This is a genomic window from Sorangium sp. So ce367 (assembly GCF_051520455.1).
Lineage (GTDB): Bacteria > Myxococcota_A > Polyangia > Polyangiales > Polyangiaceae > Sorangium > Sorangium cellulosum_B.
The window spans coordinates 7,875,073-7,898,728 of the sequence record NZ_CP150334.1 but is presented as its reverse complement, the minus strand read 5'-3'; the positions used below and the strand labels follow the sequence as shown (position 1 = coordinate 7,898,728).

At 70.8% G+C, this 23,656-nt stretch carries 14 protein-coding genes; 7 read left to right on the top strand and 7 right to left on the bottom strand.

Going from position 1 to position 23,656, the window contains the following annotated elements; translation table 11 throughout:
- Positions 1–428 precede the first annotated feature (428 nt).
- From WME97_RS29760 to WME97_RS29740, 5 genes are all read left to right on the top strand, one after another.
- The gene (locus WME97_RS29760; protein WP_437542355.1) at positions 429–1,001 is read left to right on the top strand and encodes a GNAT family N-acetyltransferase; all 573 of its coding nucleotides are present in this window, start codon (positions 429–431) and stop codon (positions 999–1,001) included.
- A gap of 917 nt (positions 1,002–1,918) precedes the next feature.
- Complete coding sequence (locus tag WME97_RS29755; protein ID WP_437542353.1) at positions 1,919–3,505, top strand: hypothetical protein; 1,587 nt, start codon at positions 1,919–1,921, stop codon at positions 3,503–3,505.
- A 129-nt stretch (positions 3,506–3,634) separates the two neighbouring features.
- Positions 3,635–5,893, top strand: coding sequence for a hypothetical protein (locus WME97_RS29750; protein WP_437542351.1), 2,259 nt, complete (start codon positions 3,635–3,637; stop codon positions 5,891–5,893).
- Between the two features lie 95 nt (positions 5,894–5,988).
- Complete coding sequence (locus WME97_RS29745) at positions 5,989–7,899, top strand: HEAT repeat domain-containing protein (protein WP_437542350.1); 1,911 nt, start codon at positions 5,989–5,991, stop codon at positions 7,897–7,899.
- A gap of 186 nt (positions 7,900–8,085) precedes the next feature.
- Entirely contained in the window at positions 8,086–8,709 is a 624-nt protein-coding gene (locus WME97_RS29740) for an RNA polymerase sigma factor (protein ID WP_437542348.1), read from the top strand.
- An 80-nt stretch (positions 8,710–8,789) separates the two neighbouring features.
- On the opposite strand, the gene WME97_RS29735 is transcribed toward WME97_RS29740, so the two are convergent.
- The 6 genes from WME97_RS29735 to WME97_RS29710 all read right to left on the bottom strand — a co-directional run bounded on the left by WME97_RS29735 (position 8,790) and on the right by WME97_RS29710 (position 19,777).
- On the bottom strand, positions 8,790–9,524 hold the full coding sequence (locus tag WME97_RS29735) for a DUF7873 family protein (RefSeq protein ID WP_437542347.1): 735 nt from the start codon (positions 9,522–9,524) through the stop codon (positions 8,790–8,792).
- A gap of 107 nt (positions 9,525–9,631) precedes the next feature.
- A complete protein-coding gene (locus WME97_RS29730) occupies positions 9,632–15,649 on the bottom strand; it encodes an AAA family ATPase (protein WP_437542345.1) in 6,018 nt (2,005 codons plus the stop codon).
- Positions 15,650–15,881: 232 nt separating this feature from the next.
- Complete coding sequence (locus WME97_RS29725) at positions 15,882–16,469, bottom strand: hypothetical protein (RefSeq protein WP_437542344.1); 588 nt, start codon at positions 16,467–16,469, stop codon at positions 15,882–15,884.
- A gap of 70 nt (positions 16,470–16,539) precedes the next feature.
- Positions 16,540–17,616 carry a hypothetical protein gene (locus tag WME97_RS29720; RefSeq protein WP_437542343.1) on the bottom strand — a complete coding sequence of 359 codons (1,077 nt, stop codon included), beginning with the start codon at positions 17,614–17,616 and terminating at the stop codon, positions 16,540–16,542.
- Positions 17,613–19,154 carry a FecR domain-containing protein gene (locus WME97_RS29715; RefSeq protein ID WP_437542342.1) on the bottom strand — a complete coding sequence of 514 codons (1,542 nt, stop codon included), beginning with the start codon at positions 19,152–19,154 and terminating at the stop codon, positions 17,613–17,615. The genes WME97_RS29720 and WME97_RS29715 overlap by 4 nt, the downstream gene beginning before the upstream one ends.
- Complete coding sequence (locus WME97_RS29710) at positions 19,130–19,777, bottom strand: RNA polymerase sigma factor (protein WP_437542341.1); 648 nt, start codon at positions 19,775–19,777, stop codon at positions 19,130–19,132. The genes WME97_RS29715 and WME97_RS29710 overlap by 25 nt, the downstream gene beginning before the upstream one ends.
- 167 nt (positions 19,778–19,944) lie before the next feature.
- Here WME97_RS29710 and WME97_RS29705 point away from each other — a divergent pair, with 167 nt between their 5' ends.
- The gene (locus WME97_RS29705) at positions 19,945–22,182 is read left to right on the top strand and encodes a DUF3160 domain-containing protein (protein ID WP_437542340.1); all 2,238 of its coding nucleotides are present in this window, start codon (positions 19,945–19,947) and stop codon (positions 22,180–22,182) included.
- Between the two features lie 316 nt (positions 22,183–22,498).
- A complete protein-coding gene (locus WME97_RS29700; protein ID WP_437542338.1) occupies positions 22,499–23,122 on the top strand; it encodes a hypothetical protein in 624 nt (207 codons plus the stop codon).
- Positions 23,123–23,129: 7 nt separating this feature from the next.
- Here WME97_RS29700 and WME97_RS29695 read toward each other — a convergent pair whose 3' ends face one another.
- Complete coding sequence (locus tag WME97_RS29695) at positions 23,130–23,486, bottom strand: hypothetical protein (RefSeq protein ID WP_437542337.1); 357 nt, start codon at positions 23,484–23,486, stop codon at positions 23,130–23,132.
- Between the last annotated feature and the right edge of the window lie 170 nt (positions 23,487–23,656).

Sequence of the window (23,656 nt, the reverse complement as noted above, 5' to 3'; positions counted from 1 at the left end):
TCCCACCAATTGCCGGCACGAAAAGTCAGGGCGATTCGTCGATGCGGCACCCGACAGGCCACGCCACGATGCGGGCGTGGCCAGGTGCAGCCAGCGCTCGAAGGCTCCAGTCGCCAACCCGCTGTGTCTGGAGCGATCCTAAGTTAATGGGGGCGGTTCACCAAGCCCCTGAAGAGGGGTTGACAGCCGCGACCCCTGTCGAGCAATCGGCGTTCATTCGCGCTCGCGCCGGGGGAGGGCCGCGCCCGCATGCGAAGCCGGGGTATTTGCGGGCATCGAGCGCAGAGCAGGGCGAACGCGTGGAAAGACAGCAGCTCGCGCATGGGAGCACGCAATGGCGCGAAGGGAGCACCAACGCGAGAATCAGGAGACGGCCGCGCTCGGGACAGGAAATGGCGAACACGTGGCGGACCGGGTAAGATCGCCGGGTGCCCGGCCTCGACACCGACGACGACGCCCTCCTCTCGACGGAGCGCCTGCGCCTCCGCCCCCACCGGCTGTCCGACGCCCCGTTCATGATGGAGCTGAACTCGGACCCCGAAGTGGTCCGCTACACCGGCGATACCGCGTTCGCGTGCGAGGACGAAGCGCGCGCGGTCGTCGGGCGGCTCGTGCGCCAGTTCGAGGACTTCCGCATGGGCCGGTTCATCGTCTCGGACCGGAAGACGGCGGAAAAGCTGGGCTGGTGCGGGCTCCGGTGGCACGACGACCTCGAGGTCGCGGACCTCGGGTACCGCTTCTTCCGCAAGCACTGGGGCAAGGGCTACGCCACGGAGGCGGCCGCCGCGTGCATCCGGTACGCAGTCGAGCAGCTCCGGCTCCCACGCCTCGTCGCGCACGCGATGCTCGAGAACGTCGCGTCGGTCAGGGTCCTGGAGAAGCTAGGATTTCGCCGGACGGGACCGACCGTGTTCAAGGGGCTCGTGGCCGAAGGGTTCGAGCTCCCCCTCCACCCGCCCGCGTCCCCAGAGGGATCCGACGGAGAGCAGACACCGCGATGACGCCGGCACAGGCGACCAGCCCGGCGGCCGTCAATCACGGAAAACGCGGCGTCATCGATCGAGCTCCCCCGACCCGAACGCCCCTGAAATAGGTGAGACCCGGGACTGTGGCCTAGTCCCGGGCCTCGGTTTGCCGCCATCTGCGCACACCCACACGTTTAAGGTCGAAGGTCAGTCCTTACACCGCCGTGTTCTGCCATTGAACTACCGGCCATCATGGACCGCGCGCCGGGGCGGGAGCGCCCCGGCGCCGCGCGAGGAGAGGCGACGCCTCACCGCGGCGCGGGCTGGCCAGGCTGGAATTGAACCAGCATCCGACGATTCAAGCCTCCTCCCGTTCGATTGGGTGATCGGCGGCGAATGCTCGAGCCTGGAGTGAGAGCTTGAGACCATTGAACGGGCCAGCGCTGCCTCTTCCAAGTTGGGCTACCCCGCCGCGAGAGAAAATGAGGTGGCGGGGGCAGGATTCGAACCTGCGCTTGGGCGCCGAGCCCATCAAGCTGAGCTTGAGCTTCAACTTGCACTCCGCGGCCACGATATCGCTCCGCCGGCCGCGGCGCAAGCGCGGCCGGCCCTGGCCCGGCGGCGGCGCGCGTCAGGCGCGCGCCACGCCTGCACGCCTGGCTCCCGCGCATGCCGACCGCAGCCGCCCAACCGGACACGTCGGAGGAGCTCCGCCGCCTGCGAGGGCGGCGCCGTGCTCGCGCGCCTCCAGGCGCTTCGCCCCGGGCGCCCGCAGCGGCCTGGGCCCGATGCTGCCGGCGCCTGCACGGTGGCGTGGGCGCGCGCGACGGTGAAGCCTCGCGAGACCTCGTCAGAAACGCACGAGCGCCTGCGTATCTGTGGGGCGAGGGGAGACGACGCCTCGGCGACGCGCCGAGCAGCGTGGATCTCCGTTCCCGAACCAGGAGCCCGTCATGCCTACGCATCGGTTGATCTCGCTGTCCGCGTTGTTGACATCACTCGCCGTGGCCCCCGGCTGCGCGTTCTCACCCGAAGAAACGGACGCCGAATCCACCGACGAGGACGCGGCGCCGCTCACGTTCACGGCCACCCCGGCGCTTGGATCGCCCATCCTCGTGCGTGATCCAGCGGTCGCGTCCACCGTCACGATCCAGGGCAAGCTCACGCGCCTCTCGATCGGGCGCGCATCGACCACCGGGCAGAACGGCGGAAACCGCTACTTCGTCACGGGCAGCGATCACAAGCTGCAAGAGGTCGAGATCAGCGCGACGGTCGCCGCGCAAGCCGGTGGCTTCGACGCGATCCTCGGCCGGACGGTCGCCGTGACGGGCAGCACGTACTCCGCGCGCGGCGGCCTCGTCGCGACGCAGCTCACCGCCCCGGCCTCGGCGGTCGCCAGTCTCGCGAGCCTGGTGTCCGGGAGCTACACGGGCAACAAGCGCTGGCTCTTGATCCCGTGCTCCTTCACCGATCTGGCGAATCCGACGCCGCACACGCGCGCCTACTTCGAGGGGTTGATGGGGAATACGCGACCGGGTCTCGGTAACTACTGGTCCACGGCGTCGCACGGCCGCCTCTCGATCGAGACCACGGTGCTCGACTGGCAGTCGATGCCGAACCCGGCGAGCTTCTACAACCTCCAGACCTCCAGCGAGAAGCTCGATGATCTCGTGAACGACTGCCTGAGCGCGGCGTTCGTCGGCGGCGCCAACGTCTTCGACTTCGACGGCTTCGCGCTCGCGTTCAGCCACAACCTGGAGAACCAGGTCGTCGCCGGCACGTTGCAGACGCCGGAGCGGACGCACGGCTTCTCCGTGCTCTCGCCGGTCGAGTTCAGCCACCAGGCGAGCGTCGCGCGCGCGATGGGGGCGGGCATCGATCTCACGTATTCGGGGACGGCCGCCCTGAGGTTCGACTCCCCATGGGACGTGATGAGCCAGGGCTTCGCGCTCTCGCCGAGCGGCCTGTCGTGCAGCTCGCTCACGGCCTCGTTCGGCTGCGGCGCGGTGTTTCCGGCCGCCGAACACACGGCGCTCGCGGGCTGGCTCACGCCCTCGCAGATCCTGAGCGTCCCCACCAACTCGAGCGCCACCGCGGATCTCGATTTCGTCGGCACGCCGCCGCTGCCGGGCCACCACGGCGTGATCCGCGTGCCCATCGACGCCACGCACTACTACACCATCGAAGCGCGCAAGCAGTCTGCCTCGACGTATGACGCCGGTGTGCCGCGGAGCAGCCTCGTCATCCATCGGATGGACGTCTCGCCGCTCCCGGACGAACCGACGGCGCAGCAAATCACCGAGTCGGCGACGCGCCTGCGTCTGGTGGAGGCTCCCGCGCCGGGCGTCACGACCTGGAACGGGGGATCCCGCTTGACGGTCAGCTTCACGCCTCAAGCGACCGGCTACCGCGTGGTCGTCGACCGCTTGCCGCCGCCTCCTCCGCCGCCCGAGCCCGAGCCCGAGCCGGAACCTCTGGACTGCTGGGACCGTTGCCGCGGTCCCGCTTACAAGTGCGCTCAGATCTGCGGCGATTACTGAGCCATCGACCCTGACTCCCTCGCTCGCGGGCGCCGATTCCATGCGCCGGGGTCCGCGTCCCCCTTCTTTGCCCGGAGCAGCTCGCTCTGGTCGGGCCTGTTCACGCTCGTTCCACGAAAGGTCATTCCCATGAGAACCCGAACCCGCGTATCGATTTCATCCTTCGTCCTGGCGGCGCTCGCGACCACCAGCGGCGCGATGGCGCAGCCCTCGTGCCCGACGCCGACGGTCGTCCAGTGTCGAGATCCCGCCTACCTGGCGACGGCGTGCGGCCAGGCTTCCGTCGCGAGCGAAGCGAGCGCGTGCTCCGTGCTCATCCGCACGGCGTACGACGCGGAGATGCAGCGCCCCGACGTCAGCGTCGAGGAGGTCGCGTCGCCCGACGACCCCGAGACCACCGTTGCGGCAGGCGTGAGGCCCTACAGCTTCTTCAAGCACATGACGCAGCATTTCGAGGGCCAGTTCCTCGGCGTCGAACAGAAGAGCCAGCTCTACAACGCCGGCGGCGGATCCATCAACCTGTTCGCCGACGGCATCACGCGCACCGGGCTCGATTCGCTCCGCGCGCAACGCGAGCGCTGGCAGGCGAACGGCAACGTCGTGCAGTCGTGCACGGAGTACGTCCAGGAGCGGTTCCACGACTACACCCGCTTCCGCGATCTCGCCGACGTGTCGTTGCTGAGCGATGAAGTCCTGTTCGATCAGGCGTTCGACACGAGCACGGGCATCGCGAACCGGACCTTGTACAGCAAGTCCGGAGCGAGCGCGCTCCCCGCGGTCGTGTGGCCGTCGAACGGCCAGATCGGAACGATCATCGTCGGCGGCGTACCCAAGCCGCTCATGGATCCGAAAGCGCCGAAGAACGGCTACTTCAAGGCGTACAAGTCGCTCGCGCGCGGCAGCTTCTTCGGCCCCGCCGACGCGGCGATCCGGAGCAAGCTCCAGGCCGGGACGTCTCACCACGTGGTGAACTGGAGCTGGCACGCGCAGATGCAAGACGCGCTGTCGGATGAACACCCGGAGACCCTTCGCTACCACGAAGATCAGCAGCAGGACTTTCTGAAGCTCACCGCCGAACGCGACAAGCTGCTCGACCTCATCGCGAAGCACGGACCGACCTTCACGTCGACGGATCACTGCGCGGGGCAGCCCGGCTGCGCGCCCGTGACGCGCGATCTGCAAGCCGAGCTCACCGCGCTCGAGGCCGCGCTCAAGGCGCAGCTTTACCAGGCGGACGCGGACGGATGCATCGACGCCGTGAACGTCACGAGGTGCGACTGGTCCTACCGACAGCTTCGCGATCAGGTAGCGGCGTTCTATTCGAAGCACATGGAGGCCGCGTACCAGACGTGCGTCGCCAACACGGGCGCGAATTTCGCGCCGGGCTCCCCGGTTCGCAACGCCGTGAGCGCCTTCGGCGCGCCGAAGAACGACTACACGACGACGGCGGAAGACATCGAGGGCTTCGGGGCCGTCGTCAACAACTGGGTCGCGAGTCAGCCTTTCCCCAAGACGCCGGACGGAAGACCGTACATCGGCGACCGGAAGAGCGATCACGGCACGCTGGGCTCGAGCGACCTGTCGCTCGATTGGTCGTACGACACGGGCTGGGAGGTGACGGGCCTGTCGCCGCAGGCGCAGGCGTGCAGCGCCAACCTGAGCGTCGACGGCGCGTTCACGGCGGTCGGCCACGCCTACGGCACGACCGTGGAGGTGATCGACGCTGCCGCCAAGATCTACACCGAGCAACCGGCGGGCAAGGCGAAGGTCCGCCTCGAGGTCCTCGACGTCAAGATCTGGAACCGCTGGGACAACCCGTACAGCGCGGAGCTCCAGACCGGCCTCGTCAAGGAGATGAAGAGCGGGACGAAGAAGGAGTTCACGACCACGGTCTACCCGTTCGGCGTCCCGGTCACGCTCGGCGCAGGGGTCGGAATGTCCGTCGGTATGAAGATCGACGCGAAGGCGCGGATCGGCGGCGCCTGCTCGTCGACGCCCAGCGGATCCGGCGTCGATCTCGCCACGATCACCGGCACTGTCACGCCCTTCGCCCAGGCCGATGCGTTCGCGTCGGCGGCGGTCGGCGTGCCCGGCTTCCGCGCGGGCGTGAAATGCAACCTGGTCCTCGTGCGCGGCGAGATGCCGATCAGCGCGGGCGCCAGGATCACGATGAGCCCGAGCAGGGCCGTCACGGCGTCGCTCTCGTTCGCGGGGAAGCAGAAGTTTCGCATGCTCGACGGCAACGTGAAGGCGTTCGTCGACGGCCCGCTCTCCTTCCTCGACTCGGAGTGGACCTTGTTCTCGTGGCAAGGCCCGTCGATCGACGAGGAGATCTTCAAGTTCGAGAAGAGCAACATCCCGCTCGATCTCATCAAGAACTATCTCTGACGTTGGTCCGGGTGGGTCGGGGCTCGGCGCCGTCACGCCGGGCCTCGGCCCGAGCTTCGTCTCTCGGAGTTTGTATTCGTCGTTCAGGAGGTTGTATGTCCTCGCCCTTCGCCCAAAGGTTCCTGCGCCGTCGCCGCTCGATCGCCGTCGCCGCCGCGCTGCTCGCGCTCGGCGTCCCCGCCGCTCGCCACGCCATGCGCGCGGCGGAGCCGGTCTCCGTGACGCCGCGAGTCCATGCGCTCTCCCTGCGGTTCGAGCCGGGCTCGGTCCTCCATTATCACGTCGCCTGGTCGGGTGAGCAGCGCGGACGCCTCTTCGCCGCGGGCGTCGGCGCGACCGAGACGCATACCTCGAGCGCGACGGACATGGCGCTCGACATGGCGCTGTTCGTCGAGTCCGTGGAGGAGGACGGGGCGACGCTCGTGCTCTCGTTCACGGACGTGCTTCGCCACCGGCTCGACGTGCTCGGCACCGAAGCGTTCCCGGCGCGAGAGCACGCGACGACAGCGCTCATGGGACGGCACGCGCGGGTGCGCGTCGGCACGGACGGCGTGAGCCGGGACGTCGCCTTCGAGGCCGGCGCTCCGGACGTGTTCATGAACCTCGTCCAGTGGGTCGTCGCGCAGTCGAGCGTGTCACTCGGCCCGAGCGCCACGGGCACGTCCTGGGAGGCGAACGAGCGGGGGCCGTTCGGCGCATCCATCGTTCGTTACGCCCAGGACGAGCAAGATCTCACGCGGGAGCGCGTGCGTTATTCGAGCTTCGACGCCTTCTCGAACCCCGGCCCGGCGAGCCTGCGCGTGCGCGAGCTCCGGGGTGGGTCGTCGATCCGCGTGCGCGGCGGCGCGATCGAGCGCGTGGAGAGCGAGGAGCGCGTCCGCGTGGACGGCCCCGACGGCGCGAGCGAGCTCGACGGGCGGGCGCGATTCGAGCTGCGGCTCGTTCGCGTGGATCGCGGTGAGGCCGCTCCGGCCGGTATCGCGTTCGACGCGCCGCACCCCGCGGGTGAGCCGATCGTCGGCGCGGATACCTTACGAGAGCTCCTCGCCCAGCGCGTCGACGGGCTCACGCGCGAACGGCTGCTCTCCGATCTCGCCCAGTTCGGCAACGGCGGCGTGATGCCGGCCCACACCCGCTGGCTCTGGCGAGCGACCGGGCTCCTCGAACAAGATCCGACGATCGCCCGGGATCTGGCGAAGCTCGCGCTCGAACCCGGCGCGACCGACAAGGCGCGCGTCCTCATCATGGATCTGCTCGCGTCCGCGGGCCACGAGGAGGCGCAGGCCGCGATGCGCACAGTCCTCGCCTCACCCGCGCTCGCGCGCTCGCCGCTCCGAGCGCCGCTCGTCCAGCGCGTTTCGTTTCTCGAGGCGCCGACGAGCGAGACGGCCGATGCGGTCTGGGACGCCTTCCAGGACGGCCAGCGGCAGGGGTACGCCGACCTGGCCTATGCCAGCGCGCATGCGCTCGCCGCGGCCTCCGGCGCCGCCTCGGCGAACGGCGACGCCGCGACGGCGGACGCCCTCGTCGCGCGGCTGGGCCGCGAGATTGCGTCCGCAGAGACGCCCGAGGCGCGGGCGGCGCTGCTCGGTTCCCTCACGAACGCGCGCAGCCCCGAGGTGCTCGCGATCGCGGAGCCGTACACCGCGAGCAAGGACGCCGCCTTGCGCGAAGCCTCCGCCGAGGCGCTGCGCAGGGTCGATACGCCCGAGGCCAAGGACCTGCTCATCACCCTGGCGCGCGACACGGCCGTCGAAGTGCAGAGCACCGCCCTCGCGGCCCTGCGCGATCGAACCCTCACCGCCACGGACTGGCGTGATCTCGCGGCGGCGATGAGCGAGGGCCGATTCGGCAGCGCGCTCGACGGCACGCTGCTCACGCTGGCGACCTCTCAGGCTCAGGCCCTGCCCGAAGCCCTGGAGCTCGTCGCTCAGCTCGCGGCGCGCCCAGGGACGAGCGCGGCCATCCGGGCGCGGGCGCGGGCGATCCTGGCGGCCGCGGGATGAGCCCGGGCTGTCCCAGGGTCGCGCGGGCCGCCCGCGGGCGCGCCCACGGTCCGCCTGCGTCCGATGGGGCGCCGCACGTCGAGAAATTCGGGTGAGACCCGCTGGCGCCCTTCTTGCTGAACCCCTGGCACCCGCATTCGAGAGGCGGGCCCGCAGCGCCTGGCGCTGCGCGTCCAAGCGAGGAAGGTGCCCATGGTCATCGGTCGTGATTCCGACATCGAGCGTGCGACGAACGGCGACGGCAGAGCGGCGGCGGAGCTCGTCACAGCGCTCTTACCGGTCATACGCCGGCGTGTCGCGAGCGCCCTGCTCAAGGAGGAGGCGAGCTGGGGACGGCCGGTCACCGTCGACGTCGAGGATCTCACCCAGGAGGTGTTGCTCGCGTTGTTCGCCGACGGCGGCCGCATCCTCAAGGCCTGGGCTCCCGAGCGCGGCCTCGGGTTCGACCAGTTCGTCGGCTTCGTGGCGCGGCGACATGCGCTCTCGATCCTGCGCAGTGGGCGCAAGGGCCCGCTCAACGCGCATCCGACCGACCCGGTCGATCTCGAGAACCTGCCGCCCGAGAGCCGGTGCCGCGACGCGCTTCGCTCCACCGAGACGCGCCAATCGCTCGAGCGTCTGACGCTCGAGCTGCATCGACGTCTGTCTCCCGCGGGGGTCGACATGTTCCGCCGGCTCTTCGTCGAAGAAGAGTCGGTGAGCGACATCGCCCGCAATACCGGGCGCAGCGCGGAATCGGTCTATCAATGGCGTGCCCGGATTCGAAAGGCCGCGCTCGAGGTCCGCACGTCGCTCCCGCTCGAATCGTGAAAGGCGCCATGGAGGCGAGATGGACGACTGGCCACCATGGGCTGCGCGCCGGGGCGGGAGCGGCGCGCGTCAGGCGCGCGTCAGGCGCTGAAGAGGAACCCGAGGACGGCGGCGCCGACCTTCTGCTCCTCGACCGTCTGGTTGTTCGCCTCCTCGCGGGCGAACTTGACCGCCTTTTGCAGCTTCTCGACGCGATCGAGCAGCTCGTTGATGCGCCGCGCCGGCAGCGCGCCCGAGAACTTGACCGTCTTCCAGTAACCGACGACCACGTCCTCGTGATAGACCTCCACCTGCGCCGGGTGTTTGTCCGTCGCCTCGGCCTTGACGTGGTTGCGCGGGATCTTCTTGGTCCGCGCCGTCTGCACCGGCTCCGTCGCCCAGGAGTCCGCGGAGGGATCGAACGTCCAGCTCTCCGACGCGTCGAGCACCGGCAGCTTCCTGATGAAGGTGTTCATGTCGACGAGCTGCTTCTCCAGGAAGAGCAGGTAAGTCACGGGCGCCCCCGCGAGGAGCACCTTGCCGTCGACGACCACGTCCGCGCGGGCCTTGCAGTTCGCATAGTCCTTGGTGGCCGTGACGTCGAAGAGCTCGCCCAGGATGTCGGCGGTGCTCCGGATGATGTCCTCGGCCTTCGCCTGCACCCTCGTCGCCTCGGGCGGGAGCTGCTCGCCCTCCTCGTCCTTCGACCGGTAGGTGCGCGAGATCCCGGAGAGCAACGCCGGCTTCTGCAGCGCGTGGTGCGCCTCGGTGAGGCGCTGGTGGGAGCGGGCCTTGACGCCCTTCTCGATGGCGATGATCTGGTTCAAGCGAGGCATGGCGGTCTCCTAGGAGGACCACCCTACCAGAGGAGCAAAGCGCCTGTCAGCGCCGTCGCGTGAGCCTGCAATGGGCCCGGGAAGCGCTGTCGTGATCCGGTGAGCGCCTAGGCCGATGGGAGCAGGGCGCCTTCTCCTTGGCCTGCGCCCTCGGCCGCCGTCTCCGCCTCGGCCGGGCGCAAGGGGAGCTCGACGATGAACGCAGCGCCCGCGCCCGGCGCGCTCTCGACGCGGATGGTGCCGCCGTGGGAGGTGACGATCCACCGCACGATGTAGAGGCCGAGGCCGAGGCCGCCGAAGTTGCGGACGGAGACGGCGCGCTCGAAGCGCTCGAAGATCCTGGCCTGGTCGGCCTGCGCGATGCCGATGCCGTGGTCGCGGACGACGAGCAGCGCGCGGCCTTCCAGGCCGCGCACGACGACGTGAATGGGGGACCCCGCGCCGTACTTGATCGCGTTGGACAGGAGGTTGATGAGGACCTGCTCCATCCGAGAAGCATCCCAGTCCCCGATCACGGGCCCTTCCAGCTCGAGCTGGGTGCGGCAGCGGGCGTCGGTGAGCTGCTGGTGCATCCGCTCGACGACCTCGCGCGCCAGGGCCGCCAGGTCGAGGGGGGCGCGCGCGAGGGTGAGCCGGCCGGCGTTGAGGCGGGTGACGTCGAGCAGCTCGTTGACCAGGTGGGCGAGGCGCGCGATCTGGCGGCTCAGGACCTGGATCGCGGCGTCGATGCGCTCGGGAGCGATCTCGGCGCGCTGGAAGCGGGGCAGGAGCCGGGCGAGGAGGTGGGCCTGCATCTTGAGCGAGGTGAGCGGGGTCTTGAGCTCGTGCGAGGCGACGAGGAGGAACTCGTCGCGGCGCTCGATGGCCTCCTGGGCCTCGGTGAACAGGCGGCTGTTGTCGAGGGTGAGGGCGGCGCGGCTCGCCAGCTCCTGGGCCAGCCACAGGTCGGCGGGGCCGTAGGGGCGCCGTGGCGCGGTCGCCAGCAGGGTCATGACGCCGAAGCACCGGTCGCGCGCGAGGAGCGGAGCCCGGAGCAAGGAGTGAACGCCGAGCGGCTCGAGGAGGGGCGCGGCGCGGACGTCGCCCACCTCGGGGCGTTGCAGCGACGCGGCCGAGAGCGGCTGCAGCGCGTCGATCACCGCCCCTGCGAGCTCGGCAGGCACGCCCGCGGTGGCCGTGCGCTCCGGAGCGTCCGGATCGAGGCGCACGTCGACCACGCACTGGTCGGCCAGCTCGGGCACGGCGAGCTGCGCGACGCTCTCGAGGGTGGCGTCGTAGCCGAGGGCCATGAGCTTGCGGCTCGCCTCGGCGAGGAAGCGCTCGGCGAGCTCGGCGCGCTTGCGCTGGGTGATGTCGGTGGAGACGCCGCAGATCACGCCGGGCATCACGTCCTCGCCGAGCGGGAACTTGACCGACAGGTAGGTGTGCGGCCCGTCCTCCATGATCAGCTCTTCCTCGAACTCGAGCGGCTCGCCCCTGTCGAGCACCTGCCGGTCGTGCGCGTCCAGCGCCACGGCGCGCTCGGCAGGCAGGAGCTCGGCGCTGGTCTTTCCGACGATCTGATCGAGCGGCCTGCCGAGGGCGCGGCTCACCCCGCGGTTGGCGAGCAGGTGCCGGCCGTCGCGATCCTTGAGGAAGATGCACGCGGCGGAGTTGTCGATGATGGCCTGCAGCGTGGCCTGGCTCTCGCGGAGCTCGCGCTCCGCCCGGCGCCGCTCGGCGTTCTCCTGCTCGATATCGGCGTAGAGCATGGCGTTCTCGAGCGAGATGGCCGACTGCGACGCGAGCAGCTCGAGCACGGTGAGCCGCCCCGGGGTGAACGCCCCGGCCACGAGCCGGTTCTCCAGGTAGAGCACGCCGAGCAGCCGCGCCTGGCGCACGATGGGCAGGCACAGCACCGATCTCGGCTTCTTCCGCGTGAAATACTCCTCTTCGAGGAAAGGGTGCCTCCCGGCGGCGTCGTCGAGCAGCACGCGCTCGTGGCTGCGGCGAACGTAGTTGAGGATGGACTGCGGCAGGGCGGCCGCCGCGGCCTCGCCCGCGTCGAGCAGCCGCGCGGCGCCCCCGGACGCGGCGATCGCCGCCGCGGTCGACAGGCGATCTTCTCGGGCCAGGAGCACGTAGCCTTCCTCGGCGCCCGCGTGCTCGATCACCGTGCGCAGCAGCATCTCGAGCAGGCGCGGGAGCTTGAGCTCACCGGAGATGCCCTGAGAGGCCTTGACGACGGAGAGGACGTCGAACTGCTCGGCGCGCACGGCGAAGGTGACGGTGGGGGCTATTGGCTTTCGCTCGACGAGGAAGGGATACCGCTGGTCGAGCTGCTCGACCTTGGCGTGGGCGCCCCAGCGGAAGTAGGCGGCGCGCGCCTTCTGGAGGTGGGCGTCGGCGGCGGTGGTGAGGCCGCACGCGCGGTAGAACCCCGCGGCGAGCTCGCAGGCGATGGCCTCGTGCTGGACGAAGCCGTTCTCGCGCGCGGCCGAAGCGGCCTGCTCGTAGAGCCGGGCCGCCTCCGGTTCCTGCCCGCGGAGCCGGGCGATCTCTGCGCGGACCAGGGCGTGCTTGTGAAGGTAGTTGTCGGGGCCGTTCCTGGCCCATTCGCCGAGCTGCCGCTCGCAGTCGAGCAGCCCGTCCGGCAGCTCCCGCTCCGGCGACGGCGGCGCCTCGTCCGGGCTGCGCGCGTCTTCACAGCCGGCCGCGAGCGCGAGCGCGTGATAATAGAAGTCCTCCGCCACGAGCGCGTGCGGTTCGCTCCTCCAGGGCCTGTCGATGATCACCCGGCGCGTCGCCTCGCGCGCCTCCCCGGGGGAGCCGAGCAAGAACAGCCCCTGGGCCTTCAGGCTGCAGTAGAAGGCGAGCACGCCGCCCATGTCCCCGGGAGGCAGCCGCGCCTCGAACGCGCCGGGATCCAGCTCGGATCCATCCATCATCGGGAGCCGGGCCGGCCTGCCTCGCAGCGCCTGGACCAGCGCGTAGGCGCTCAGGAGGATGTTGTAGACGAACTCGTATCCGGTCTTGCGCACGAAGCGGAGGTGCTCCTCGAGCTCGCGGAGGACGTCCTCCAGCGGCTCGCCGGCGAGCAGCGGGAACAGCGGGGCCCAGATGCAGAGGAAGCACGCGTCGTTCAGGTTGCCGGTCTCGATCGCGGCGTTGAAGCCGGCGCGCGTGTACGGATACGTCTCTCGGTAATGGCGCTTCCAGAAGATGATCAGATTGCCGAACAAGGAAGAGACCATGGCCTTCATGGCGAGGAGGTTGTCCCTCTCCACCAGGTCATGACCGAGCTTGCCGAACAGATATCCCTCCTGGTATCGCCCGTATTTCGGGCCGATCACCTTCGCGAAGGCCGCATACGCGTGAGGCGAGCTCGCGGCGTTGCCGTGCTGCAGGCTGAGCTTCACCATGCGCGCGACGACGAGGTAGTTCAGGTCCGGGTGCACGAAGTACGCGGGGACAGACACGCTCGCCAGGACGTTCATCGCGATCTTGCACGTCGGGTGCGCCATGGGAGGCAGGTGGACCAGGCCCTCGATCGCCCGGTCGCCCAGGGCCTGCCAGACGCCCTCGGTCTCCTCGGCGAGCCGCGCTCCGGTGAGGGGGATCGACAGGTCGATGTCGCAGGAGCGGAGGAACGAGAGCCCGATCTCCACCGCGCGGGCGGACTGCCCGCGGGTCACGCTGAGGGCGATGGCGAGCTCGACGGCCGCGGCTCGCTCGGCCTCGGTCCTGGCGTGGTCCGTCAGCGCTTGCAGCAGCCGCTCGGCCTCGTCGAAGCCGCCTGTGATGTACGCGGCGTGCGCGCGCTCGAAGGTCAGATCGTAGGTCAGCTCGTGCTGCGCCTCCCAGCAGCCCGGCGCGAGCAGGGAGAGGCCCGCGGCGAAGAGCGCGGCGGCGGACTGGAAGGCCGCTGCGGCCTTGGCCCTCCTGCCGGCGCGGAGGTTCAGCGCGGCGAGATCGTCGCGCTCGGCCTGGGAGCGGATGAGCGCGGCGCCGCGGTTGAGGTGCCCCACGACGTCGAAGAGCGCCTCCTCGCGCTGACCCTTCAGGAGCAGCCGGCCGATGCAGAGGTGCACCTCGGCGAGCTGTCCGGCGGGGATGAGCGCGTGGGCGGCCTGCTGCACCCGGTCATGGAGGAAGCGGTAACCAGCGCCCCGGCGGAGCAGCAGCCCCTCGCGCACGGCCTCGGCGAGGGCCTCGGCGAGCTCGGCTGCAGGGCGGCGCGCGACCAAGGCGAGGATGTCGAGGTCCAGGCTGGCGCCGAGGCACGCGGCGAGCTTGAGCGCGTCCTGCGTCGGGACGGGGAGCCGCTTCAGCTTGCCCACCATCAGCTCGACGACGTTGTCGGTGAACCCCTTGCCGCGGATCGCGGCGATGTCCCAGCGAAAGGCGCCCGCCTTCGCGTCGAAGGTGATGAGGCCTTCCTGGTGCAGCTCGAAGAGGAACTGGATCGCGAAGAAGGGGTTGCCGCCGGTCTTCTCGTGGACGAGCCGCGCGAGCGGCTCGGAGCGCTCGGCCGCGGCGTGGACCGTCCCCGCGACGAGCGCCCCGACGTCGGAGGCGGAGAGCGGCGCGAGGACGAGGTCGCTGAACGTCGCGCCGCGCTTCCGCGCGTCGGTCAGCATGAGCGGCAGCGGGTGCGCCGGGCCAACCTCGTTGTCGCGGTAAGCGCCGATGAGCAGGAGGTGCTCGGTCTCGGTGTAGGTGATGAGCTGCTCGAGCAGCTGGAGGCTGCCGGCGTCGGCCCACTGGAGATCGTCGAGGAAGAGCACCATGGGGTGCTCCTTCTGGACGCACGCCGCCACGAAGCGCTGGAGCGCCGCGTGGAACCGGTGCCGGGCCTCGACGCCCGGGAGCTCCGGCGCGGGCGGCTGCGGGCCGAGGAGCAGCGCGAGCTCGGGGAGCACGCCGGCGAGCAGCGCGCCGGTCGCGCCGACGGCCTCCCGGAGGCGCTCTCGCCAGCGCTCGAGCTCCTCGTCGCTCAGGGACAGGATCTCCCGCAAGAGCGCCCGGAACGCCTGGAGGAAGGCGTGGTAAGGGACGTCGCGCCTCAGCTGCTCGAACTTGCCGGAGAGGAAGAAGCCCCGCTCGCGCACCACCGGCCCGCGCAGCTCGGCGACGAGCGACGACTTGCCGACCCCCGAGTAGCCCGACACGAGCACGAGCTCGGGGCGGCCGCTCGCGACCACGCGCTCGAACGCGGCGAGCAGGGCCCCTAGCTCGCGCTCGCGGCCGTAGAGCCGCTGCGGGATCTGGAACCGATCGGAGAGATCGCGCTCACCGAGCGGGAAGGGCGGAATCGCCCCGCTCGCTCGCCACCTGGCGAAGCACTCGTCGAGGTCGCGCTGCAGGCCGAGCGCGCTCTGGTAGCGATCTTCGGCGGACTTGGAGAGCAGCTTGAGGACGACCGCCGACAGCTGCGGGGGAATCGAGGGGACGAGCGCGTGGGGCGGGGATGGGTGGAGGGCGACGTGGCAATACACCCATTCCACGGGATCGCTCGCCTGGAACGGCAAGGCGCCGGTCAGCAGCTCGTAGAAGGTGACGCCGAGCGAGTACAGGTCGGTCCGCTCATCGATGGAACGGTTCATCCGGCCCGTCTGCTCGGGCGCCATGTACGCCAGCGTCCCCGCGATGAGCCCGTCGTGGGAGGCGTCGCGGCATTCGCGGGGCGAGAGGCAGGCGATCCCGAGATCGGTGATCTTCACCTCCCCGGTGTCGGGGTTGTAGAGCAGGTTCTGGGGCTTGATGTCCCTGTGGATGACGCGGTGTCGATGCAGCTCGGCGAGCGCGCCGGAGAGGCGGAGAGCGAGGGGGAAGAAGCGCTCGAGCGGCGTCGGCCCCTGGATGAGCCGGTCGAGCGAGCGGCCGCCGAAGTCCTCCAGGACCAGCGTCATCTGGTCCCGGAACGCCTCGATCCCGTGGGCCTTGACGATGGCCGTCGAGTCGAGCGCCCTGGCGACCTCGTGCTCGTGGCGCAGCCGGCCGAGGGCGCGCGGGCTCGCGTGGTCACGCCGCAGGACCTTGAGCACCACCGGCCGGCCGTCCTCCTCGCGCCGGGCTCGGTAGAGGATCGTCTCGGGCCCGTCGTGCAGGACCTCGGTCACGAGGTAGCGTGGACTATCGGCCATAGGCGGGTCTTCGAAGGCCAGTGCGGCGGCCTCCGAGGCGTCGAGCGTCGGTGCATGTTTTGCCAAAACCGCCGCGCTCCGCCATGGAAAATGGCGGGGCGCCCTCGCGCCCGCTCGCCCGCGATGACGAGGGGGAAGAACGGGAATTCGCCGAGGATCCGCCGCCTGCCGCGCGGGCGCGCTGTGCTGTTTCTACCGGAGCCCGGCGGCCAGCCGTCGTGCGACCGTGGAGCTATGTGCCGCAGCGCTGGACCGTGTGATCGCCGTCGACCGGCCAATTCTCGTCGCCCGCGCCGCGCACCTTCACGAACAGCGAGGTCTCGTCGCTGCTGACGATCTCGAGCGTGCCCTCATGGCCGGGGCCCGAGCCGCTCGCGCCACCGCAACCGGAGAAGATCACAGTTTTGGAGAAGGGGATGTGCATGGCGGCGAGATCGATGAGACCTGGCTCGTTGAGCTCGGGCGGAATCATCAGGATGAATTGCCAGGTACCTGCCTTGTCACAGTCGACGCCGGCCTCGAGATCGAGCACGGGCTGGGCGCACTGATCGACAGCGTTGCTGAAGTACAGGACGAGCGCGTCCGGCGTCTCCCAGGGCATTGGACTGCCCGTGAAGTAGAGGGAGCCGGGGACCACGTCGCTGCCTCGCAGCGCGATGACGTGGACGGCCGAGGTGCCGTCGTCCTCGTCGTCCACATCATCGTCGTCGTCGTGCACGACGTCGTCCGGGGGGCTATCCCAACCCCCATTTTGAATGGGATTGAAGACGATCTCCTCACATCCGCTGTTCATCACCGCCATCGCTCCGAGGACCATCATCCATCGTTTCATTCGAACGACCTCCAGGCCAGGCTCCAGAGGTGAAGTCCTTCCGGCGCGTGACGGCGGCTCATAAAAACAGATCGATCTCGATGCCGGCTGAAGAGAGGATGAACGGTTTGCCCCAGGTGGCTGTCTCTCGCTCGACGAACCGGACGGAGACACCCTGGACGAGCGCGCTGGCGAGGGCGTCGGCGCGCAGCCGGAACGTGGGGGTCAGGGCGAAGGAGACGCCGGCGCCCGCGAAGGGGCTGGCGGTCACCGTGGCGGATGCGCTCGAGCGGAAGCCTTTGCTGGCCACCCCCGTGCTCCAGAGCAACACGGCCGAGAAGCCGAGATCCGCCGAGGCCGCCCACGGGCTGTCGCGCGGGGCCAGCTGGAAGCGAGCGCCCCCGCCGGCGAGCAGGACGGAGAGCTCGGCGGTGCCTTGCGATCGCTCGATCTGGTGGGAGCTCACCGGAATCGCGGCGAACGCGATCGCGCCGACGTTCTCGCTCGGCAGCCAGGAGAGGCCGACGTCGATGCTGACCGCCGCGCCGAAGCCGCCTGGGCTCAGCAGCACACCGGGAGCGAGCGAGAGGCGGAGCGCCGCCGGCAGCCGCTGGGCCGGCGCGGGCGGCGTGTCCGGCGCGTGGACCCGCAGCTTCTCGCGGATCTCGGGCGTCGCGGGCACCTCTCCGGGCGGGGGCGCGGGCAGGCCGGCCTCGAGGAGGCTGGCGCGCAGGAGCTCGACGGCGCGGAGCGCGAGCGCCGCGTCGCGGTCGGGCGTGCCGCCGTCGTCCGCCATCTCGCGGAGGACGGTCTTGCCGGTCACCCGATCGGCGATCCAGATCTCGACGCCGCGCTCGGAGGGGACGGCGCGGATCGCGGCGATGGCGCCCACCTCCCGCGCCGAGGCCTCGAGGGACGCGCGCGACGCCGGCTCGGCCGCGGGGTCGAGGCGCTCCGCCCGGAAGCCCAGCGACTCGATCTCGGCCACGATCCGCAGGCCGAAGCGATCGCCCGGGGCGCAGAGGACAGCGATGGTCGAGGCGGCCTCGGTCCGGGTCTCGCCGGCGCGCGCGCCCTCCGCGAGCGCGGCCCCTGCTGCGAGCGTGGCCCCGGCGAGGAAGGCGAGGAAGAGGGGCGTCGCGGCGCGGCGTCTCACGGCGAGGGAGGCTCGGCGGCAGGGCCCGGCGCGCCGGGCGAGCCTCCGGGGCTGACCGCCTTCGATCCGCGCGCGAGCACGTGCTTCGCGTACCCCGCGTGCGAGCCGCTCGGATGAGCAGCGAGGTACTGCTCGGCCGCCCTTCGGGCGCCCGCCTCGTCGCCCCGCCTGTCCTCCGCCTCGACGAGGCGCCCCGCGGCGTCGGCGGCGAACGCGCCCGCCGGCTGCTCGCGCAGGTACCGGGCGAACCAGCGCGCGGCGGCCGCGTGGTCCTTGCTCTGGTCCTGGGCGATCCTCCCCAGCATGAACGCCGCCGACGCGGCCTCGGGCGAGCTGGGGAACCGGGCGCGGAGGGAGGCGAAGGCCTGGGCGGCGCGCGCCGGGCTCCCGCCGAGCCGGGCCGCGTCGCCGAGCGCGTGCAGATCGCTCGCGCCCGCGGCGTCGCAGAGCGCGTCGAAGCCCTCGCCCTCCGCGGCGGCCAGGGCGTCCCTGTACCTGGCCTCGAGGGCCAGGGCGCGCCACGACGGCGTCTCTCGGCGCGCGGGCAAGGGAGAGACCGAGCCCTCGCCGCCTGCTTGCCCTTGCGGCGCGGCCGCCCCGGCGCCCGGGGCGCGGGCGGTCGCCTGCGGCCCGCTCGTCGAGGTCGCAGCCGCGCCCGGAGCGGCTTGGCTCGGGGCAGGCGCGCCTGGAGCGGCTCGGCTCGGGGCAGGCGCGCCTGCATGGGCCGCGCTCGCGGCCATCGCGCCGGGATCGGCCGCGCTCGTGGCAGCCGCGCCGGGCGGGGTCGCCGTCGGTGGGGGGCCAGCGGCAGCGTCGATCGCGCCGACCTCGAGCGTGTTCGTCGCGGGCGAGATGGTGAGCCGCTCGCCGGCGCGGACGGCGCGCGAATCGCCCACGACCGGCCCGGAGACCGTGATAGCCCCCTCGTGCAGCGCGACAACGAGCTGCTCGGTCACCGGGTCCCACCGGATCTCGAAGCGCGTCCCGATCACGTGGACCTGGAACGGCCCGACCCGCACCGTCCAGCGCGCGCCCTCGCGGTGGACGACCGAGAGATCGAGCGCGCCTCGCTCGAGGGAGAGCTCCGCGCCGTCTGCGTCCACCGAGGCGACGCGGGCGCGCCCCCCCGGCGCGAGGCGGAGCAGCGAGCCATCGGAGAACCGGATCGGCAGCTCCGCCGTGGCCGGCGCGGCGATCCACGCGCCGACGACCCCTGGCTCGGCCGCCCCGAGCGCGAAGCGCATCGGAGCGCGGGGGCGCGCCACGAGCGCGATCACGAGCGCGGCGGCGAGCAGGGCCACCGCCGCCAGCGAGGCGGCGAGCCGCACAGCGAACGGCCTTCCAGGCCTCGTCCGCCGCCAGGAAGACTCACGGCGGGGGCGCTCTCCGCGCCCGGCTGGCTCCGCATCGGGCACCGGCGCCGCCGCGAGCAGCCGCGCCCGCCCGCGCTCGCGATCGAGCCGCGCCGCGGGCATCCGGTCCTGAAGCTCGGCCACGCGCCGCCCCAGGGTGGTCAGCGGGCGCTCGGATTGCCCCACCGGGTACCTCCATCGAGCCACGCCTCGAGCGCGGGCTGCTTGCGTGCTTCGGCCTCGAAGCGGGCGCCGGCGCGGGCGAGCCGCCGCTTGATCGTCGCGAGCGAGGTGTCGCACGCCGCGGCGACCTCGGTGAGCTCCATGCCGTCGATGAACCGGAGCGCGAAGGCGATCCGCTCGTCCACCGGGAGCGCGTCGAGGACCGCGTAGGTCGCGCGCAAGGCGTCCAGCACGTCGCCCGACGCCGCGCCGGACTCGACCTCGGGCAGCTCCTCGCTCGGCAGGAACCAGAGCCAGCTGCGCCGCTTCCTGCGGGTGATCGACGTGCGCGCCACGTGCACCGCGATCATCGTGAGCCAGCCCTTGAGGGCGCTCGGGTCCTCCAGGCCCGGCAGCGAGCCGAGCGCGCGGACGAAGACGTCGTGGTGCAGGTCGGCCAGGTCGTGGCTGAAGCCGAGGAGCCGGTAGAGCACCCGGTGGACGTGATCCGCGAACCGGTCGTAGAGGGCGGCGCGCGCCCCGGGGTCGCCCCGCCGGAACGCGAGCACGAGGGCCGCGTCGTCGCCGGCGAAGGGCCGCTTCGGGGCGGGCGGCGGCGGTCGGACGAGCTTCAAGGGGCGGGTCAAACGGGGCTCCTCTGCTGAAGTCCCGCGAGGGGAGGCTCACGGCTCAGCCGGTCGCACGATCGTCCCCGGAGGCAGGACGACCCCCGCATCGCGCGCCATCGGCACCACCTTTGCTTTCAGGGCCGTCGCGCCCCGGGCTCAGGGGCACGCTTTGAAAGGGGAGCTCGATGCGCAACCTGCTTCTTCGCCTTCACGTCGTCCCGATCCTCGTCGCCCTCGCCGCCGGCTGTTCTGGCGAGGGGAGCCAGCCCCCGCCCGGCGCCGGCGGCACCCAGCTGCCGTCCACGGAGCCAGGGCCCGAGCAGCAGGCGGAGCTCACCGCGCTGCTCGCCGAGCGGGATGCCTCGGCGAGCATGAGCGCCGAGGATTTCGCCTCGCGGTACCCCGTCCCCTTCGCGTCGGGCCTGTCCTATGCGCCGGCGGACGCCGCGGGCCTCTCGCTCCTCCAGGGCACCGCGCTCGCCCTCGACGAGGACGAGCTCGCGAAGCTCTCCGCGAACGGCTTCGTCATTTCGAGCAAGAAGTCCTTCCCGACCTTCGTCTATGGCTACGAGAGCATCTACTCGCTCGACCTGCCGCTCTACGTGTCCGCGGACTCGGTCCTGTTCGCGGTCCACCGCTCGTACGACGCGATCCTGAAGGCGGTGGAGCTGGCCTCGCTCGCGCCCGAGCTCGGGACGATGCTGAAGCAGATGCGCGCGCGGCTCGCCGAGGGCGCCGGAGCGGAGCTCGGCGCCGAGGCGCGCGCGGACGCGGATCTCTTCACGGCCGTCGCGCTCGCGCTGCTCGACGGCGCGCCCGTCGCCCCCGTCGCGGGCGCCAGCGCCGCGGCGATCGACGAGCTCGTCGCGGGCGCCGAGGCCCACCAGGGCATGAAGGAGGTCCGCCTCTTCGGCTCGGACCGGCTCATGGACTTCTCGCAGTTCGAGCCCCGCGGCCACTACGTCGACGAGATGCACCCCGAGCTCGAGCGCTACTTCCGCGGCATGATGTGGCTCGGCCGCGTCGATTTCCGCTTCCTCGAGACCCAGCAGGACGGCACCCAGCGCTTCCAGCGGCGGCACCTCGAGGGCGCGTACGTGCTGCGCGCCCTGGCCGACGCGGAGACCGTCGCCCGCTACAAGCGCATCGACGACGCGATCCAGGCCTTCGTCGGCGAGAGCGACTATATGACCCTGCCGGAGCTCGACGACCTGCTCGCCGACCTCGGCCTCAGCGACGCCGCCGGCCTCGCCGGCGTCCCGGACGCGCGGATCGCCGACGTCATCGTGAAGGAGGGCCACGGGACGCAGCGGATCTCGAGCCACATCATGATCAACGGGCTCGGCAAGGGCACGCTGCCCCTCTCGTCGAGCTTCGCGCTGCTCGGCCAGCGGTACGTGGTCGACTCCCACGTCTTCTCGAACGTGGTCTTCGACCGGGTGAAGGGCGGCGCCGTCAAGCGCATGATGCCGGACCCGCTCGACGTGGGCTTCGCCGCGCTCGGCAACGATCAGGCGGGCCAGCTGCTCGCGCCGGAGCTCGGGCAGTTCGGCTACGCGCCCGACCTGCACATGATGCGCGTGCTCGTCGACGCGCACCCCGGGGACTTCTGGGGCAAGAACCTTTACAATCGCTGGCTCGGCGCGCTGCGGGAGCTGTCGCCGGCGCGGGCGATCGGCGACGGCGAGGGGCTGCCCGGGGTGGCGAAGACCGAGGCGTGGGGCCGGCGCCTGCTGAGCACCCAGCTCGCCTCCTGGGCCGAGCTCCGCCATGACACGCTGCTCTACGCCAAGCAGTCGTACACGGGCGGGGACACGTGCGAGTTCCCGGACGCGTACGTCGACCCGTACCCGGCGTTCTTCACGCGCATCGCCGAGCTGGCCGAGCACGGCGTCGAGATCGTCGGCGCGCTCGATCTGTCGAGCGCGCCGCAGCTCGGGCAGAGGGTGTCGGCGTACTTCTCGCAGCTCCACGACGTCGCGCGGACGCTCGGCGAGATGGCCGCGAACGAGCGCGCCGGTCTGCCCCTCACCCAGGAGCACCTCGATTTCATCAACCAGGCCGTGAAGGTCCAGGTGCAAGGGTGCGGTGGGCCCTCGGTCGAGGGGTGGTACATGCAGCTCTTCTTCGACCAGATGAAGAGCCTGGAGCGGGATCCGACGATCGCCGACGTGCACACCCAGCCGACCGAGGACGGAGCGCCGGTCGGCCGCGTGCTGCACGTCGGCACCGGCCTGCCGCGGCTCATGGTCGTGACGGCCGATCCCTGCGGCGGCACGCCTCGCGCGTTCGTGGGGCTGGCCTCGTCCTACTTCGAGGCCGTCACCGAGAACTTCGAGCGGATGGACGACCGGCAGTGGGCCACCATGGTCCTGGGAACGACCCCCGACGTGCCCTGGATGAGGGACCTCGTCTCCCGCTGATCCGCTGATCCGGCGACGCAGCGCTCGGCGCTGGCCGTCCCGTGAATTCGTGCCGAACTGTGTCGACTTGTGCCGATTCGACGCTGCTGCGCGCCAGCGGGATCATGGCGCTCGATCGATCCTGTCAGCCCCGGGAACGTACCGCCGTCGTGCGCTCGTCGCCATGTCGATCTCGAGCTCGAGGTAAAGCTCGCGGACGATCCTCCCAATTGTCTGCTCCGGTTACTTCGATTACGTCGGTCCGGCAGGTCGCCCGGAATCGTCGGCTCCCCAGCGGATCTGGGCCATGAAAGTCCGTGAGAGAGGTTCGGTCATCATGCAAGCGCAGAGCGTGTTGGTGCAGGTCGGGACGGCGGTCTTCGCGATGCTGGCGGCGTCGGGCTGCATCGTCGCCGAGCGGATAGAGCAACCAGGAGACGAGGAGGTCGACTCGGTGAGCGAGGCGCAGCTCGACCCTGGCATGTCGACCCCATGGCGGCTGTACACGGCGACCTTCTCGAACGGCCAGCCGTTCTTTCGAGCCCTCGCGATCGGCGGGAGCAATGTGGGCAGCTACCAGGCGAACACCGAGTACTTTTATGTGACCACGGCGAGCCTGCAGTACCTCGGCAAGAAGGGCGTGAGCGTCAGCCACACGGACGGCAGCGGCGCGCCGCCGGCGCAGAGCGGAGCGCAGCAGTTTCAGCTGCCGGTGAGCTCCTCCTGGACGTGGTTCTCGAGCGACCAGGTGAGCGGTGGATACCGCTATGACAACGGCAACGTGCACCTGCGGATCGGCACGGGCGGCGGGGAGATCACCCGGCTGACCTGGTACCAGACGCTCGGGCAAGGACAGAACCCGGCCAACATCACGCCGAACGGGGCGTTCACCGTCGGCTCAGGCGCCGTGACGGTCCCGGTTGGAAGCGCCGGATACTACGTCGACGACACGATCCCGTGATCACGGCTCAGCGCGGCGTCCAGGTGCCATTCGTCGCTTCGCAGAGCGGCTTGACGATATCCGCCGTGAGGAGCTCTGTTTCATAATGGTACGTCGTCATGGTCTCGCCGTCGCCGGTGAGGACGCAGGTGCCGAGCACGTCGTCGGTAGAGCATCGATCGACGAGCTCGGCCTCGAGGTTTGACGCGTCCTTGCACTGGCCTTCGTGCTTGTCCGGGTCGTCGGTCTCGAGCTCGGCGCAGCTACGGACCGTCACGCCGCCTGGGGTGCTGCCGGTGAACTCGCAGGCCACCCAGCGCGCGGCCGGAGCCTCCCCGCCACATCCCACGATGAGCACGAACACGACGATGAGAACGTTGCGCATGGTCAATCCTCCTCGATGAGCGCTCGAAGGAGCGCGAAACGATGACAATCACTGCTGTGTCCCCGAGCTCCTCCAGAGGCCGACCCAGCAGACACGAGCGCGATGGCGGGCCACGACAGACCCTGCCGGTCCGACTCCTCGCTGTTCGCGTGTGGCTTCAGCCCGTCTGT